This is a genomic window from Chryseobacterium sp. 7, assembly GCF_003663845.1.
In the GTDB taxonomy this organism is placed as follows: Bacteria; Bacteroidota; Bacteroidia; order Flavobacteriales; family Weeksellaceae; genus Chryseobacterium.
In genome coordinates, this window is the sequence record NZ_RCCA01000001.1 from 2,469,338 (window position 1) to 2,485,591 (window position 16,254).

The following is a 16,254-nucleotide window of genomic DNA, read 5'->3' on the forward strand; positions in this document are numbered from 1 at the left end:
AATTGTAGTAATATTAATTATAGAGTTGTTTAAACTTATCAAAAATTTGGATGTTTTTAAACCATTAAGAAAAATTTAAGTAGTAAAGCATAGTTAAGAACAATCATTCTGATTTTTAAGCTTAAAGCGAAGCTCATCTTAATACTCTAAACTCCTTAATGCAATCTTAATGGTTCAAAAAAGCTTAAATAAGTTTTATTTCAAAAATTAAATACTTTCTAAAATCTCCAGAATTTCTTCACCATAATTTTCAATTTTATGCTTTCCAAATCCTTTGATTTCTAGCAGCTCTTCTTTCTTGACAGGCTTATATTTAGCTACAGACATCAATTCTTTATTACTGGCAATGAAATAAGTGGGAAGATTCTGTTCCCGGGCTTTTTCTGATCTCCAGAGCTTCAAGGCATCCAGAATTTTTTCTTCATCTGCGTTCAAAAAATCGTTTTCTGCTGAATATTTGACTGCTTTGGGTTCTTTTACTGTATTTTTTGTCAGTTTTAAGTCTTCAAAATACAGTATTACAGACCAATACCGTTCGTCACTTACAAAAGCGGTTTCTACTTTCAGAATCTCATTGATTTCCAGAAAATCATCCAGCATTTTCTGATCTTTATAGAGAAATTCTTCAGGTAATCTGATTTTAAAAATTTTTACTCTCATCATTTGTGTTTTTAGAATTATTTTCCTCCTAATAACAGGATTTCATCTACACGAATTTCCGTGATATAACGCTTCACCCCATCCTTATCATCATAAGATCTGTAGGTAAGCTTTCCTTCTATGGCAATTTCTTTTCCTTTGGGAACATACTTTTCAAAAATTTCTGCGGTTTTCCCGAAAGCAATAAGATTGTGCCATTGCGTTTCTTCCACTTTTTCTCCTTTGGCATTTGTGTAATGATCGCTTGTAGCTAAGGATACACTTGCTTTTACATTTCCATTATCAAAATTTATCATTTCAACTTCTTTACCGGTGTAACCAATTAATGTTACTTTGTTTCTTAGTGACATAACTTTTAGATTTTAAAGATTAATAATTCAGATAAGAGACGTTCACTGTTTTTCTCAAATCTCTGTTGCAAAGATTGTGATGTTACCTAAGCGTAGTCGGTTATAAACTGTTTAAATTCGTTTGTAGTCGTTTGAAAACGGATAATAAAATAAAGAGAATACAGCAAAAAACACTATTTATAAGAATTAAAAGCTGGTAATTCTTACCTTAAAATTAAAAAATTCAACAAAGAAAAATCTAATCCTAACATATTTTTCACTCTTAAAAAAACATTGAAAAATAGATCTATCACAAGGGATTTTTTTCTATTTAATTTAATTTTTTTTTGCAAATTTGTAAAAATGTCTGATATGCAAAAAGAAAAACTACGTACAGTAAGAAAAATGAAAGGATATACCCAGCAGGAATTGGCTGATGTAATCCCCACTGACGTCTCCAATTATAGCAGAAAAGAAAGTGGCGGGGTATCTATAACACAGACAGAATGGCAAAAGCTTGCTAAATTTTTAGAGGTTCCTGTAGAGGAAATTTATGAAGAGGAAGAAGCAAAATTCATTATCGAGAATCCGGTTTTTACTGACAATACTGGAGTCAATGTAGGTAATAATATTGCTACAACAAATATCAATAATGAATTAAGCATAGAAATTATAAAAACGATGCAGGAATATATCGGTTTGTTGAAAGAAGAAATCAACAGATTGAAAAAATAAGCTGAGATACTTCCGCACCGAAGCATGATACAATAAAATATAAAAGCGTTCCTCAATGGAGCGCTTTTTTAGGTCATAGACTATTAAAAAGGCACCCAATACAATTATTGAATACCTTTCACTTAATCATGTAATTTAAAATTGGAATTTATGTCTTTTCACTTTCCACAATATGTTTTGAAACAAGTAAGAATTTTTAATTAAAATATAACTATTTATGAATATCAAATTTATAAAAAAACACGATTATGTGAAATAAAAATTAAATTTATTTGTATGAAAATAAGCAAGTTATACACAAAAACATCATTATGTAAGTGAATTATTTTTTCAAAATATTGATGAGTACTGCTTATTTATAACAAAAGTCTTCACATAAAAAAGTTTTCAAGAAAATATCATAATGAGAACAAACAAGGTCTAAAGCTATCCATTTACAAACGGATAATTCCGTATCTTTGACAAGCGGGCTGTAATGGACACAATTATGAGAAAATTTATATAATTATCATATTTACAGCCATTTGCATAAAATCTAATTTAAATTATAAAAAGAAAGAAGACGCAATGAAGAAGAGCATCAAAAGAACATTCAGGGTTTCAAAATATGTGATTTATAAAGAAACACTTGTTGATTACAAGGAACATTTCTGGTCATTTTTGGGTGCATTTTTCGGAATCGGGATCATTGCATTCATCCAGTCTCATACTATTACAGAAACTGAGAATATCTTTCTGATCGGTTCTTTTGGAGCATCAAGTGTTCTTATTTATGGAGCCATACAGAGTCCGTTGGCACAGCCCAGAAATCTTATCGGCGGACATGTTCTGTCTGCATTAGTAGGTGTTACAGTTTATCAGTTTGTTCCGCATATTATCTGGCTTTCGGCGCCTTTAGCAGTGGCATTTTCTATTGTACTGATGCAGTATACCAAGACTTTGCATCCACCAGGCGGCGCTACGGCCCTGATTGCAGTAAGCTCTACAGGGAAAATTCCGGAATTGGGATATTGGTATGTTCTTTCCCCTGTTCTTTCCGGGTGCATTATTCTTTTGATAGTAGCCTTATTTTTTAACAATATTACCCCGAACAGAAGTTATCCTACTCACAGCATGTTCAAAAAACTGCTGAAAAAAAGACACAAACATCACTTAAAATAAAGATCATGAATTGTCTGGAATGTGGCGAAAAAATCATCGGAAGATCAGATAAAAAATTCTGCAACGATGCCTGCCGGAACGCCTATAACAATAAGCAGAATAAGGACTCAAGCAATCTGATGCGGAATGTGAACAACAAGCTCCGTAAGAATTACCGTATCCTGATGGAAATAAATACCGATGGCAAAACAAAAGTTCCAAAATCCAGACTGGATGGCTTGGGTTTTGATTTCGATTATTTTACCAATCTGAAAGTTTATAAAAACGGCTCTGAATACAAGTTTATTTATGATTACGGCTATAAACTTCTGGAAGATGATTTTGTTCTGATTGTAAAAAACCAGGCATAACCCACACACACCACAAATCTATTATTATGAAAGAAGTTGTTCTAATTACCGGTGCCGGAGGCATGATTGCCAAAGAACTGGCAAAAAAAATAGGCAGAGAATATGAAGTCAGGTTTCTGACGCGAAAAAAAGCACATGATCATGAATATGAATGGGATATTAAAAAAGGAAGTATAGATGAAACTGCTTTTGAGAATGTTTCCCACATCATTCATCTTGCGGGTGCCAATATTTCAGAAAAGCGATGGACCCCGGAAAGAAAAAGAGAATTGATCTCCAGCCGTGTAGATTCTGCAGAACTGCTCCGAACAACTTTAAGAAAAAATAAGATAAAGCTAAAGTCTTTTATTTCAGCTTCGGGAATCAATTTTTATGGCACAGAAACTTCAAAAAAAATTTATACCGAAAACGACCCGCCTGGTAATGATTTTCTAAGTGAGGTAGTTGTTTTATGGGAAAGAGCCGCTGACGATTTCAAAGAACAGGATCTGGCGGAAAGAGTTGTGAAAATAAGAACTGCTGTTGTTCTATCTGAAAAAGACGGTGCTTTAAAGAAAATGATCCCTCCTGTTCAATATTATATTGGTTCTCCGCTGGGAAGCGGCAAACAATATATGCCATGGGTTCATCTTGAAGATATCTGCTCTATCTATGAATTTGCTTTAAAAAATTCAGCAATGGATGGCGCCTATAATGCTGTATCTCCACAACATGCCACCAATAAAGAGCTAACGAAAAAAATCGCTCAAGTACTTGGCAAACCTTTATTTATGCCTAATGTTCCCGGATTTGTTTTGAAACTTCTCTTTGGAGAACTCTCTACAGCTATTCTGGAAGGTTCCAGAGCTTCTTCAAAAAAAATTCAGGATGCCGGTTTCCATTTTAAATTTCCGGATCTGGAAAATGCTTTAAGAGATCTTTTAAAGAAATAAATTCAAAATATAATCAATACTCATATATATAATACAGGAAATATTCTCATGCAAAACCCAAATATCACTTTATTAAACACAGAAATACTTTCGGACAACTGGTATACCTTAAACAAAGTCACTTTTTCTGTTCTGAAAAAGAACGGAACCACAGAAACCCAAAGCAGAGAGGCCTACGACCGTGGAAACGGTGCTGTAATCCTTCTTTACAATACAACCTCAAAAACAGTTATTCTCACCAGACAATTCCGCTTACCCACATATATCAACGGAAATCCTACAGGAATGCTCATTGAAGCCTGTGCCGGACTTTTGGATAATGATAATCCGGAAGACTGTATAAAAAGGGAAACGGAAGAAGAAACAGGATATAAAATTTCTAAAGTTGAAAAGATATTTGAAGCTTATATGTCGCCCGGATCTGTAACGGAAATTCTTTATTTTTTCATTGCAGAATATTCCAGTGAAATGAAAATTAATGACGGGGGCGGGCTGGAAGAAGAAGGAGAACATATCGAAGTTTTAGAACTTCCTTTTGAAGAAAGCCTGAAAATGATTAACACAGGAGAAATCAAAGATGCCAAAACCATTATGCTTTTGCAGCATTTGAGGATCAAAAGAATTATGTAACAGTTTATAAATGATGATTGATTAATGATCATTGATATTTAAAAACTACATATTTAAATAAAAACATTACCTTATAACTCTTATTTTAAACTATTAACAGATGATTGAACATGTAAAGCTTGCCATTAATCCCAAATTCCAGGATTGGGTTCTTTTTGAAAACGGTACTTATATTATTTTTGATGACATCACTACTATCGAAGATGTAAAAGAGGAATCTATAAAGTTAATGAAAGAATTCGGGCCGGTTTCAGCCGGAGGTCCTGCCGGCGATTTCAGTGTGATCCATTTAAATCTTACTGAAGGATGGCTGGTTTCCGGACATGGATATGGTATGTATACGTATGTACATCCTTCCGAACTGGACAGCGAATCCCCGAATGATCTTGAAATAGGCCTTTATGGCAGATCTAAGAGAGATTCTGATGGTCAGAATCCCGAAATCATTCATATCAACAGCGCTGAAACTTTATAAACATATACTATCAGAGTTTCCGTCATTCATTATTCATAACTTATAATTCATAATTAGATAAAAATGCTCCAGGATCATATTACTGTTCAGAACCGCTATAAAGATTTTATTAAAAAGATTAGTGAAACAGAAACAGTATACGCTTTAAAAGATGATAAGGGATATGCAACTTCCTACTCCAACGAATCAGAATATGAAGACGGTGAACCGGTACAGATCATTTGTTTCTGGTCTGATGCTGCAAGAGCAAAATCATGCATAGAAAATGAGTGGAACAGGTATGAACCCTCTCCCATTCCTCTTAACGAGTTTGTAGAAAACTGGTGTCTGGGGATGAATAGTGACGGAGTTTTGGTTGGAACTGATTTTGACAGCAATTTATTTGGTTATGAAGCGGAACCTTTAGAATTGATCCTTGATATTATTGAGGAGTTTAAAATTTCAGGAAAATCATTGAACCTGAGAAAGTTTGAAAATATGGACGATCTGGAAATACAGATCAGAGAAGTATTGGAAGATTAAAAATTTCATCATTGAAATAACTCATGAAGTCGTTGGGAATAAAAACCGTTAAAGCCATTGCTTTATTTTTGGTCTTTCTTTTCAGTATTCTGATGCTGAAAACCATTTCCCAATATACTTCTTTTAATAAGCATATCGGGTTTCTGGCTTTTAAGCAACAGGTTGTAGACAATCCGTATTGGATGACTTTTTTCTACATTCATATTTTTTCGATAACACTTTGTCTTCTGGCTGGTTTAACTCAGTTTTCAAATCGGTTTTTGGCTGAAAACAGAAACCTTCACAAGATAATCGGGAAAATATATGTTTACAATATTCTCATCATCAATGTTCCGGCCTGTTTTGTCCTTGGACTTTTTTCAAATGGAGGACTCATCGGGATTACTGGATTCCTGATACAGGATATCCTTTGGGCTTATTTCACTATTGCTGCTGTGATTTTTATCAAAAAAGGAAATATCAGCAGACACAGAATGTATATGATCCTAAGTTATGCCGTAACCACCACAGCCATTACTTTCAGAATCATTAAAAATCTATTTTACAGCGAGGCACATCACGATTACGGGCTTTTTTATGGTTTAAATGTCTGGACCGCCCTTTTTATCAACCTTTTTATTGGTTATTTAATTCTCAAAAAAGAGGCTTTATTACCTGGAAAAATCAACGGTAGAAAAGAAAATTAAAAGACTGAGAAATGAAATCAGAAAAAATGATCCGATAAAAATTAAAGTGTTAAAAAAAATTTCATATTTATTATTATGAGTCCATTTACTGAAAAAGCGCATTATCAGATAAGCAGCTCCTCCAAAAAGAGCGATAATAAAAAGAAGAAAATAATAATAGATTATGGTTTTGTGTTAATTCATGTAAATCTACTAAAAAACAACCATCAGGAAGAAGAAAAGATCTATAAACAGTACTCCATTTGCTATAACTTTTTGAATTTTATTCTATTACCCTTCAATCTAATCCAAAATCAACGTAGAAATTTATCTAAATTTATTCAAATTATCAACAACACTTCTTGTAATGTTTTTCCTTTATACTCTCCCAATCCCCTATTATAAAAGGGTTTTCAGGCAAATTAAATGTACGCTGTAGATGCTGGACAAATTCTGCAGTACAAAATCCGTATAAAATTTGCAAAATCCATTGAGAAAATCTATTTAATCCTTTATATTTTGAATTTAAAGCCTTAATTTTGCATAGAAATTCAGAAAATTCGGATTCTTTCAACAGGTTATGTACATGAAAAAAATGATGATCGGGCTTGCTTTGGCCTTATCCATTACTATATGGGGGCAAAAAACTCCTGCAAAAGCAACTCATCTTACCCCTTACAGTTATCAGACTTTTAATTGTGACAATCAGGGGTATTTTGATCCGGCTAAGTATAAAAAAGAAGAAATAGACGGGGTTAACAAACTTTTGTATCAGTTCAATGGGGTTGTATTTGATACCCGACCAGTTTTTAAACTGTCCCAACTTGAAGAAATCCGCCAAAACAGAGAAGCTTATCTGGAGGAACTTGAAAAGCAATATGAAGAAAAGAAAAAGGAATTGTACAGCCTTAAAGTAATTGATCTTCCAAGATGGAAAAAATTAATGGAAGAAACCATTGATTCTTTTGAAAATGAATATCAGCTCAATAAAGAAGAAATCCTTGCCTATTCTGATCCCAGCACTCTTAAAAACAGTAAGTATTACAATACCTGCAGAGAACAGATAGATGCAGTATCTTCTCCCGACAGAGAAAAAATGTTCGCTGCCTGGAAAAATTATACCGAGCTTAAAAGTAAAAATAATGCTGACCCGAAAGGGGTAATGGCCAGGTTTGATGCTAAAATGAATGATCCTCAGAAAGAAGATTATGCCCTTATTGATTTAATTGGTCTTGGTTTTCACAATTGTGCTAACAGCAGTTTCAGACAGAAACGTGAAGACGAGGGAACCTCTTACAAGGATTTTGATAAGATTTTTACTAAGCTGAAAAGAACTTGTGATGAGCCGTAGCTGAATTAAAAAATTGAAAGATTGAAGCATTTAAATATTTAAAAATATAATAGCAGTACTCAGATTGGGTACTATTTTTTGTTGATTATTTTTCCAAAAATGTGCATTCGCCGTTTAATAAGCTGTAAGAGTTAATTTTATACATTCTATTTTGCCTCCGAATATTCCCAAATAAATTAATAATGAATAAGTTATGATTTTATGGATTAAATTCCTTAATTTTGCACCCCGAAAATAAGGATTAGAGATATGAAAAAAATTGGTGAGCACAGAACGCTTCTTGGAGTAGATAAAAATGTTACTTTAAAAGAATTAAAGACCATTTACAGAAATGTGATGAAAGATACCCATCCTGATAAGTTCATTAATGATGAAGCGGGAAAGATAGAAGCTGAAGAAAAAAGCAAGTCTGTAATTGAGGCATACCACTTTTTGGTAAGTATTAATTCTGAAACACAGGAAAAATACAAAGAAGAATATACGGAAACTACTACAAAATCTAATATTCAGGATTTTTATCTTGAGAAATCAATTTTAACGGTTCAGCATTTAAACGGAAATATGTATGAGTATATGGGTGTTCCAAGAAATACATATATCAAAATGGTCAATTCCGATTCACCAAGCCGTTTTGCAAGAAGACACATCTATGGAAACTTCGTCTACAGAAAGTCCGGAGAGGCTATGGCAGATTAATTTTTTTCCATTACAATATTGGAAGACTTTCAGTTTATTCTGGAAGTCTTTTTTGTTTTCAATATTATGTTTCATTTGATGTTATAGAATTAAACGGCTCCTGTGGCCACACGCTCAGGATTATAGCCCGCTCCTATTGAATATTTTTTAATTTATGGGTGTCATTCTGACGAAGGAAGAATCTTATTTATATAGCATTATAAGATTCTTCTCTACATTTCATTTCGTTCAGAATGACATTTACCAACAAAAAAAGCCGCATCAAAAAATGATACGGCTTTTAGGTTAATTAAAGGTCTAATTTTATTTATCTAAATGTTTCGGAGTAAATCCGTCTTCATTCAATTCTCTGTGTACATATTCTGCTTTCATTTCAGCTTCGTAGTCTACTTTAGTATCTTTACCCATTCTTCTTAGAACGGAGTCAAATAGAGAGTACACTACCGGTACAATGATCAATGTAAGGAATAGTGACGATGTTAAACCACCGATTACTACCCATGCAAGACCTTTGTTCATCTCAGCTCCTGCACCTGTTGCCAATGCAATCGGTAACATACCGAAGATCATCGCAATAGTGGTCATCAGGATCGGACGAAGACGGGCGTGGTTAGCCTGTACCAAAGCATCGTGAGTATTTGCGCCTGCTGCTTTTCTCGCATTCGTAAAGTCAACGATAAGGATCGCATTCTTCGCTACAAGACCAATCAACATGATCATTCCTAACATCGTGAAAATGTTCAGTGAGTTAGCAGTTAAGGCAAGGATTACCATTACCCCGATCATTGCTAACGGAATTGAGAACAATACCACGAAAGGATATACAAAACTGTCATATAGTGAAACCATTACCAGGTATACCAATACGATAGCCGCTAATAATGCAATTCCTAACGTACCGAAACCTTCCTGCTGGTTTTCCATATCTCCACTCCAGATATACTCCACTCCTACAGGTTTTTTGGTGCTCTTCATGAACTGATCTGCCCATTCGTTAGCAACGTCCCCTACCGGTCTACCTACTGCTTTAGCTCTTACTTTTACTGAAGGAGATTTATCTCTACGTTCAAGCAAACTTGGTCCTGAACCCATTTTTACATCAGCAAACTGGCTTAAACGAACCTGCTGCCCCTGAGGGTTTGTAAACATCAGGTTTTTCACATCATCAATAGACTGTCTGTTCACATCTCCGAAACGGATATTGATGTCATATTCATATTCTCCGGCTCTGAATTTCCCGTCTGTATTTCCGTTGAATGCAGTCTGCATCGTCTGTCCTACACTTGAAAGATTTAAGCCCAGAGAAGACATTTTATCTCTGTCAATACTTACCTGAACTTCCGGGCTCCCTGTATCTGTCGATAATTCGGCATCTACCGCTCCGGGAACTTTCTTCAATAGCTCTAAGATTCTGGTTGCCTCTTTTACTGCTGTTTCGTTATCAGGTCCTGTCACTACCATTTCAATTGGAGCATTTTCAGCACCCATGATACCGATTGGAGCGGTTTTAAATTCAACTCCTGTGAATTTCTCTTCCAGCTGTCTTTTTATTTTCGCAGCTTTGATGTTGGTACTTTCAGAACGTTCAGATTTATCTGTAAGGTTTACCTGAACCTCAGACTGGTATGTTGTTGCCTGAGCTCCACCAAAACCTGTAGACTGCTGTCCAACTGTTGTAATAAGGTCTACAACATCTTTATCGTTTCTTAAAAACTTCTCAACGTCTAATGTCAATTGGTTTGTTTTTTCAACGGTTGCATCTTTTGACAATTCCATTTGTACTAAGAACTGACCTCTGTCGATTGGCGGGAAGAATTCACCTCCAATGAAACCAAATGCTACCAGCATGAATGAACTGATTAAGACAATAAATGTAATTACTACTGTTGAAATTCTTCTTAAAGTCGTTTTCAGACACCATTCAAGAATTCCTGTAATCCAGTGTGTAAATTTGTCAATTAATCCTTCAAACCAAAGAATAAATTTCTCAAACCAGTTTTTACCTGTCAAATGTTCCAGTTTACCGAATCTTGATGATAACCAAGGAATGATAGTAAATGAAGCCAATAATGATAATAGGGTTGCAATAACTACCGTGACGCAGAACTGAGCCAAGATGTTCGCTACAAGACCTGAACTCATCGCAATCGGTAAGAATACCACCACAATTACCAATGTAATCGCCGCAACGGTAAACCCGATCTCTGAAGCTCCGTCATAAGCTGCCCTGATCTTACTTTTACCCATTTCCATGTGACGGTAAATGTTTTCAAGTACTACGATCGCGTCATCCACCAGGATCCCTACCACAAGGGATAGCCCCAGTAAGCTCATCAGGTTCAAAGTATATCCCATAAGGTTCATTCCGATGAACGCTGCCACCAATGAAGCCGGGATAGAAACCATTACAATGAACGCGTTTCTGATACTGTGAAGGAATAATAACATCACAATTGCCACGAGGATAATCGCCAAGAATAAGTCGAAAATAACGTGGTTGGCAGATTCAAGGGTAAATTCTGTAGTATCGTTTACGATTTTTACTTTTACTCCCTGAACTTTATAAGCCTCTTCTACTGTTTTAATTGTTTTCTGAACGCTTTCAGATACCGCTACCGCATTGGCGTCAGATTGTTTTTTAACCTGCATTAAAATGGTCGGGAACTGGTTGAATCTTGCTACCTTTTCTACATCTTTCTGAGAGTCGAAAACAGTTGCAATATCAGATAAACGTACCTGAGCACCATTTTTATTGGAAACTACAAGGTTGTTCATTTCCTCGGTAGATTTATACTTTCCTGAAAGTCTGATCGTAGATTTTGTAGTTCTCGTTTTCAAACTTCCTGTAGGGAAATCAAGGTTTGATGAAAGGATTGCCTGTTGTACATCTCCGATTGAAAGTCCGTACCCTTGTAATTTTTTTTCATCAAGATTCACCTGAATTTCTCTCTCCTGTCCCCCCACAAGGTCTACCTGAGCTACACCGTTTACACGGGAGAAAATAGGTTCAATCTTTTTATCTAATAAGTCATAAAGGTCTTTACTGTTTAATTTATCAGATGAGATACTCATCGTGATAATAGGTAGATCATCTAAAGAGAACTTGTTCAGAGAGGGCGCTTTCACGTCGTCCGGAAGGTCTGCAAGAATTGCATTTACCTTTCTCTGAGCATCATTCAAAGCATAGTCTACATCGGCACCATCATTCAGCTGAACCATGATTACGGATAGACTCTCATATGAAGAAGATTCTACTTTTTTTACGTTTTCCAGAGAACCTACGGCATCTTCAATCTTTCGGGTAACGGAAGTTTCCACCTCTGCTGGGGAAGCTCCCGGATATACCGTAGAAATGGTTACCATGTTGGTTTCAAACTTCGGAATCAATTCGTATCCCATGAGCGTATAACTCAGGATACCTCCCAACGTCAGAATTGTAAATAATACAATTACCAGCGAGGGTCTTTTAATGGATATTTCTGCTAACTTCATGGGTCTGCTACTTTATAATATTCACTTTAGATCCATTGTCCAGATTGATCTGTCCGCTGGTTACCACCTGCTCTCCACCATTCAATCCGCTTAGAACCTGAACTTTATCTCCGTAAACTTTTCCAATGGTTACTTTGATCAGTTTAGCAACGCCATTCTGAACAACAAATAATTGCCCTGAGCTTACTCCGTTTACAAATGCTTCTGCAGGAACTGTAAGCATATTCTTAGTTTCTGCACCGTTGTTGGTACTGAATTTAGCTGTTGCATACATACCCGCTTTCAGATTTCCTCTGTTCTGAACCTCAATTTCCACAGGGAAATTCAAAGAAGCATCACTTTTAGGAGCGATGAAAGTAATTCTACCTACGAATGAATCTTCCGGTAAAACATTTACTTTAATCGGAACTTCCTGACCTAACTGGATTTTCCCTATCTGGCTTTCATCTACTAAAACAGAAAGTTTTAAGCTGTTGATGTTAACTATTTCAAACATTGATGTTCCCGGGGAAACTACAGTACCAGGCTCAACCATTTTTTTATTGATGGTACCACTGATTCCTGCACGGATGCTTGTATCATTTACTTTTACACCTTGTGCTTTCACTGCAGCCTGCATATTTTTCAGCTGTAGTCTTGAGTTATCAAGCTGCTGCTTTGTAACCCCGCCTGTTTTGTATGCGTTTTCATAACGTTGGTTATCCATGATCGCATTCTGAAGATTATTCTGAGCCTGAGTAACATCTACTTCAATAGCATCTCTTTTAATAGTTGCTAACACCTGACCTGCACCTACTCTGGAACCTTCTTTTACCAAAACGTTTACGATACGTCCTGAAATTTCAGAAGACTGGTTCATTTCCTGCTTAGGAATAAAAGTTCCGTTAGCAGAGTAATCAGTATCAATATTTTCTCTTGTAACAGTTACAATATTCACATTGATTTTATCTACCTGCTTGGCCACTTCTTTTACTTCCTGAGTCTGCTTTTCTTTGTTCCCGGCAATCTTGTAAGCTGCTAAACCTACCAGTACTGCTGCTACGATGATATATATTAAAGTTTTTTTCATTTTAGTTTATTATAAGTTTTGTAGTGTGTTTAGTTCACCCTTAGCTTTTATCAGCTTGATCTCAGCCTGTTTGTAGTCTAGCAATGCAGTTGAATAGTTCTGTTTAGCCTGTGTAAGCGAGTTTTCAGTATCCAATACTTCAGTAAGTGTAGCCAATCCGTATTGATAGTTAGATTGGGTATTCTTCTGTACTTTCTCTGCCAGATCCACATTATCTTTCATGCTTTGAATATTAATGATGGCATTTTCCATATTAGAAACAGCATTTTTATAATCTAAGCTCAGATTGAGTTTTTTATTTATAATATCCTGATCTAAATCCTGAATGTCTATTTCTGCCTGCTCGATCTGAGCTTTAGTAGCTCCCCCCATAAAAATCGGGATTTTAATTGCTAATCCAACAGAAGCATAGTCTCCCCAATTGGTTCCCTGGCTTGATCCTGAAGTATAAGGGAATTTATTTCCCAACCCTTGCCAGCCATAATTGGCAGAAAGACCTACAGTAGGATAAAGATTAGCTACTGTTGCTTTTTTATTATATATCAAAAGTTCTTTTTGTTTATTTAAAACTTTTAATTCAGAACGTGTTTCAAGATTAACATTACTGTCTAATAGCTGAGGATTCGGTACAATTGTTTTTTCTTCAAGTTCAATGGCTGTTTCAATAGGAATCCCCATATAAAACTTCAATGAATTCTTTGAAACTTCAACTGCGTTAATCAATTGCTGCTTGTTTGAACCGATATTGGTAAGCTGAACATTGGTACGATCCAGATCAATTGGTTTTGCCAGACCATTATCTACCAAGCTTTTGATTACATTCCTTACTCTTTCTGTATTAGCATAGCTTTCTTGTACAGTTTTCAGATTCTCTTCCTGAACAAATACCTGATAATAAGCTGTGGCCACATTTTCAATAATCTGTTCATTGGTCAGTTCGGAATTCAAAAGATAGAACTCTCTTGTTGATTTTGCAGCTTTAAGACCGATAAAAACTCTCTGATCAAAAATGTTCTGATTCAGCGTAACTACATTTACAGACTGCCATTTTGTTCCGAAAGCAACCGGAATAAGCTCTCCGGGTTTCCCTAAAACTTCTCCGGGAAGAACAGATTTCTGCAAAATAGGATTATACGTATTGTTTATCGTTGCACTTATCTGAGGTAAGGCACCGGCTCTGGCTTCATCAATCTTATATTCGGCTTTTTTGACCTGTAAGGCGGCTTTTTTAGCTTCTGCCTTATTTTGAAGTGCCTGTTTTATTGCTTCCTGCAGGGAAACCTGCTGCTGGGCAGACATCAGTGTAGAGCCGAAAATCATAAATGCTGAAGCTATCCCAATTTTTAGCTTTGTAGCAGTTATACGTTTTCTATTCATAATTTTATACTTCGTTTATTTTTTATTTATTTTCAGTCATTATTTATTTCTAAATGACGAATCATTGGTAGAAATACTTTAGTTTTTTTCAGTTTTTGAACAACATATTGATAATAATCTCTTTTCGCTCAGAAATGATCTTATCATATTCTTCATCATTAATTAATAAATTTTCCATAAATAAGGGTCTTATGGCACTTGGGAAAACCAATAGCGAAACCATATTCAGAATAAACTGAACGGGTGCCATTTTCTCAATATTTCCCAATTCCATTTCTGTTTCAATATCCTTATACATATCGTTCAGGATATCTTCTTCAATTTCTCTCTGATGGCAGGTCCCTTTATTAATCTGTGATACAATATACGTTTCAAGATACGGATACTGAAGGCTCGTAGAAAGACTGCTTTCTATGAATTGGCTGATCTTTTCTTTAAAAGGCAGATCAGAATTCTGAATGATCTTCGACTTTTCCTGTTCTACTCTTTGCGCTTCATCAAAGATGATCTGGATAAGCTTATCCCTTGAACGGAAATAGTAATTAATAAGGGTTCTGTTCACTCCGGCTTCATCTGCAATCTCCTGCGTAGTAGCATCAAATTTTCCTTTCACAAAGAACAAATTCTTCGCTGTCTCCTTAATCAATTCCTGTGTTTGGTCTTTTTTTGCTTGATTTGACATTTTTGTTAAACAAATTTGTGCAAATTTATACTAAAATTTATTTTTGACAAAATTGTTAAACAAAAAAATTAAACAGAAATGTTATGACATCCATCATGTTTTGAATTTAAAAGCCGGAACAAAAAAACAATTCTCCTCAGCAAAAACATTACTGAGGAGAATTATTTTAGCGGAGAAATCCAATTACAGACGACTCCGAAGGAAACAAAAAAACGGGCAGAAATCTCTGCCCGTTTTTTGTTTTATAATAATTTGATCTTGTCTTCAAGAATATCGATAACCTTATCCTTATAAAGTCCACCGATGGCTTTTTTGAAGTTTTTCTTGCTCATCTGAAGTTCATCTTTGATCTCTTCCGGAGAAGATTTATCAGATACATACAGAAGTCCGTAGTTTTCTTCCAGCTTATTCAGAATCTTTTGTTTGAACTCGTCTATATTTTCAAACCCTTCCGGCTGTAAAGAAATGTCTATTTTTCCATCTTCACGTATGGTTTTGATGTATCCTTTTTCTTCTGACAGTGGATATAGTTTTTTAAAAACATCAGAAGCATAGATCAAACCGATATATTGTTTGTTGATAACAACATTCCAGCCCAATTCACTTTCATTCATCATCAGCAGATCTACTTTGTCTCCTTTCTTGAAAGGAAGATCGTCATACTGAGGATTTCTCTTGAACTTCGTGGTACCGGTAATCAGTTCCATATCTTCGTCTACATAAATATAGACCAAGTATCTTTTCCCTTCAACAATTTTCGTTTTCTGCTGTTTGTAAGGAATAAATAAATCTTTAATAATTCCCCAATCCATAAAAGCCCCGCTTGGAAGACTCTGTACACAGCTCATTACGGCAAATTCACCTACTTCTGCTAATGGGATTTCTGTTGTTGCCTTCAGTTTATCATCATCCTGGTATACAAAAACTTCAACTTCTTCGCCTTCTTCTTTTTCGTCCTGAATAAAGATTTTAGGCAGAAAAGCTTTCTCACCGGATTCGTCTACGAGGATCCATCCTGAATTAATTTTTTCTGAAATTGTTAAAGTTTGAGTTTTTCCGAGTTGCATTGATGATAAAATTAGCTGACAAAGGTACGGAAATTTGAAGATGCCAACCTAGTCAATGAGG

17 protein-coding genes are annotated in these 16,254 nt (G+C 35.3%); 10 read left to right on the forward strand and 7 right to left on the reverse strand.

Annotated features, from left to right (window positions below):
• Positions 1-207: 207 nt before the first annotated feature.
• Both CLU97_RS11410 and CLU97_RS11415 read right to left on the reverse strand, forming a co-directional pair.
• Positions 208-663 (reverse strand): HRDC domain-containing protein, encoded by a 456-nt coding sequence (locus CLU97_RS11410; RefSeq protein WP_228437655.1) that lies wholly within the window; start codon positions 661-663, stop codon positions 208-210.
• Between the two features lie 14 nt (positions 664-677).
• A complete protein-coding gene (locus CLU97_RS11415; RefSeq protein WP_121488035.1) occupies positions 678-1,010 on the reverse strand; it encodes a single-stranded DNA-binding protein in 333 nt (110 codons plus the stop codon).
• A gap of 351 nt (positions 1,011-1,361) precedes the next feature.
• On the opposite strand from CLU97_RS11415, the gene CLU97_RS11420 reads away from it, so the two are divergent.
• The 10 genes from CLU97_RS11420 (at position 1,362) to CLU97_RS11465 (ending at position 8,506) form a co-directional block, all read left to right on the forward strand.
• On the forward strand, positions 1,362-1,724 hold the full coding sequence (locus CLU97_RS11420; RefSeq protein ID WP_183084555.1) for a helix-turn-helix domain-containing protein: 363 nt from the start codon (positions 1,362-1,364) through the stop codon (positions 1,722-1,724).
• Between the two features lie 567 nt (positions 1,725-2,291).
• Complete coding sequence (locus CLU97_RS11425) at positions 2,292-2,885, forward strand: HPP family protein (protein ID WP_121488036.1); 594 nt, start codon at positions 2,292-2,294, stop codon at positions 2,883-2,885.
• A 5-nt stretch (positions 2,886-2,890) separates the two neighbouring features.
• A complete protein-coding gene (locus tag CLU97_RS11430) occupies positions 2,891-3,235 on the forward strand; it encodes a hypothetical protein (RefSeq protein WP_034695532.1) in 345 nt (114 codons plus the stop codon).
• 26 nt (positions 3,236-3,261) lie between these two features.
• A complete protein-coding gene (locus CLU97_RS11435) occupies positions 3,262-4,167 on the forward strand; it encodes a TIGR01777 family oxidoreductase (RefSeq protein ID WP_121488037.1) in 906 nt (301 codons plus the stop codon).
• Between the two features lie 48 nt (positions 4,168-4,215).
• Entirely contained in the window at positions 4,216-4,797 is a 582-nt protein-coding gene (gene nudK / locus CLU97_RS11440; protein ID WP_121488038.1) for a GDP-mannose pyrophosphatase NudK, read from the forward strand.
• A gap of 100 nt (positions 4,798-4,897) precedes the next feature.
• Entirely contained in the window at positions 4,898-5,272 is a 375-nt protein-coding gene (locus CLU97_RS11445) for a hypothetical protein (protein ID WP_228437657.1), read from the forward strand.
• A gap of 63 nt (positions 5,273-5,335) precedes the next feature.
• Positions 5,336-5,794 carry a DUF2750 domain-containing protein gene (locus CLU97_RS11450; RefSeq protein WP_121488039.1) on the forward strand — a complete coding sequence of 153 codons (459 nt, stop codon included), beginning with the start codon at positions 5,336-5,338 and terminating at the stop codon, positions 5,792-5,794.
• 23 nt (positions 5,795-5,817) lie between these two features.
• A complete protein-coding gene (locus tag CLU97_RS11455) occupies positions 5,818-6,480 on the forward strand; it encodes a DUF2306 domain-containing protein (RefSeq protein ID WP_121488040.1) in 663 nt (220 codons plus the stop codon).
• 565 nt (positions 6,481-7,045) lie between these two features.
• Positions 7,046-7,810 (forward strand): hypothetical protein, encoded by a 765-nt coding sequence (locus CLU97_RS11460; protein WP_121488041.1) that lies wholly within the window; start codon positions 7,046-7,048, stop codon positions 7,808-7,810.
• A gap of 249 nt (positions 7,811-8,059) precedes the next feature.
• A complete protein-coding gene (locus CLU97_RS11465) occupies positions 8,060-8,506 on the forward strand; it encodes a KTSC domain-containing protein (protein WP_121488042.1) in 447 nt (148 codons plus the stop codon).
• Positions 8,507-8,809: 303 nt separating this feature from the next.
• Here CLU97_RS11465 and CLU97_RS11470 read toward each other — a convergent pair whose 3' ends face one another.
• From CLU97_RS11470 to CLU97_RS11495, 5 genes are all read right to left on the reverse strand, one after another.
• A complete protein-coding gene (locus CLU97_RS11470) occupies positions 8,810-11,998 on the reverse strand; it encodes an efflux RND transporter permease subunit (RefSeq protein ID WP_121488043.1) in 3,189 nt (1,062 codons plus the stop codon).
• Between the two features lie 7 nt (positions 11,999-12,005).
• Positions 12,006-13,067 (reverse strand): efflux RND transporter periplasmic adaptor subunit, encoded by a 1,062-nt coding sequence (locus CLU97_RS11475; protein ID WP_121488044.1) that lies wholly within the window; start codon positions 13,065-13,067, stop codon positions 12,006-12,008.
• A 9-nt stretch (positions 13,068-13,076) separates the two neighbouring features.
• Positions 13,077-14,444 carry a TolC family protein gene (locus tag CLU97_RS11480; protein WP_121488045.1) on the reverse strand — a complete coding sequence of 456 codons (1,368 nt, stop codon included), beginning with the start codon at positions 14,442-14,444 and terminating at the stop codon, positions 13,077-13,079.
• 88 nt (positions 14,445-14,532) lie between these two features.
• Positions 14,533-15,126 (reverse strand): TetR/AcrR family transcriptional regulator, encoded by a 594-nt coding sequence (locus CLU97_RS11485; RefSeq protein ID WP_121488046.1) that lies wholly within the window; start codon positions 15,124-15,126, stop codon positions 14,533-14,535.
• A 242-nt stretch (positions 15,127-15,368) separates the two neighbouring features.
• A complete protein-coding gene (locus CLU97_RS11495) occupies positions 15,369-16,193 on the reverse strand; it encodes a S1 RNA-binding domain-containing protein (RefSeq protein ID WP_121488048.1) in 825 nt (274 codons plus the stop codon).
• Between the last annotated feature and the right edge of the window lie 61 nt (positions 16,194-16,254).

Coding starts and splice junctions, on each gene's coding strand:
- CLU97_RS11445 (WP_228437657.1), top strand. CDS start 4,898: ATGATTGAACATGTAAAGCTTGCCATTAATCCCAAATTCCAGGATTGG.
- CLU97_RS11420 (WP_183084555.1), top strand. CDS start 1,362: ATGCAAAAAGAAAAACTACGTACAGTAAGAAAAATGAAAGGATATACC.
- CLU97_RS11425 (WP_121488036.1), top strand. CDS start 2,292: ATGAAGAAGAGCATCAAAAGAACATTCAGGGTTTCAAAATATGTGATT.
- nudK (WP_121488038.1), top strand. CDS start 4,216: ATGCAAAACCCAAATATCACTTTATTAAACACAGAAATACTTTCGGAC.
- CLU97_RS11430 (WP_034695532.1), top strand. CDS start 2,891: ATGAATTGTCTGGAATGTGGCGAAAAAATCATCGGAAGATCAGATAAA.
- CLU97_RS11415 (WP_121488035.1), bottom strand. CDS start 1,010: ATGTCACTAAGAAACAAAGTAACATTAATTGGTTACACCGGTAAAGAA.
- CLU97_RS11480 (WP_121488045.1), bottom strand. CDS start 14,444: ATGAATAGAAAACGTATAACTGCTACAAAGCTAAAAATTGGGATAGCT.
- CLU97_RS11455 (WP_121488040.1), top strand. CDS start 5,818: ATGAAGTCGTTGGGAATAAAAACCGTTAAAGCCATTGCTTTATTTTTG.
- CLU97_RS11485 (WP_121488046.1), bottom strand. CDS start 15,126: ATGTCAAATCAAGCAAAAAAAGACCAAACACAGGAATTGATTAAGGAG.
- CLU97_RS11450 (WP_121488039.1), top strand. CDS start 5,336: ATGCTCCAGGATCATATTACTGTTCAGAACCGCTATAAAGATTTTATT.
- CLU97_RS11495 (WP_121488048.1), bottom strand. CDS start 16,193: ATGCAACTCGGAAAAACTCAAACTTTAACAATTTCAGAAAAAATTAAT.
- CLU97_RS11410 (WP_228437655.1), bottom strand. CDS start 663: ATGATGAGAGTAAAAATTTTTAAAATCAGATTACCTGAAGAATTTCTC.
- CLU97_RS11435 (WP_121488037.1), top strand. CDS start 3,262: ATGAAAGAAGTTGTTCTAATTACCGGTGCCGGAGGCATGATTGCCAAA.
- CLU97_RS11465 (WP_121488042.1), top strand. CDS start 8,060: ATGAAAAAAATTGGTGAGCACAGAACGCTTCTTGGAGTAGATAAAAAT.
- CLU97_RS11460 (WP_121488041.1), top strand. CDS start 7,046: ATGAAAAAAATGATGATCGGGCTTGCTTTGGCCTTATCCATTACTATA.
- CLU97_RS11470 (WP_121488043.1), bottom strand. CDS start 11,998: ATGAAGTTAGCAGAAATATCCATTAAAAGACCCTCGCTGGTAATTGTA.
- CLU97_RS11475 (WP_121488044.1), bottom strand. CDS start 13,067: ATGAAAAAAACTTTAATATATATCATCGTAGCAGCAGTACTGGTAGGT.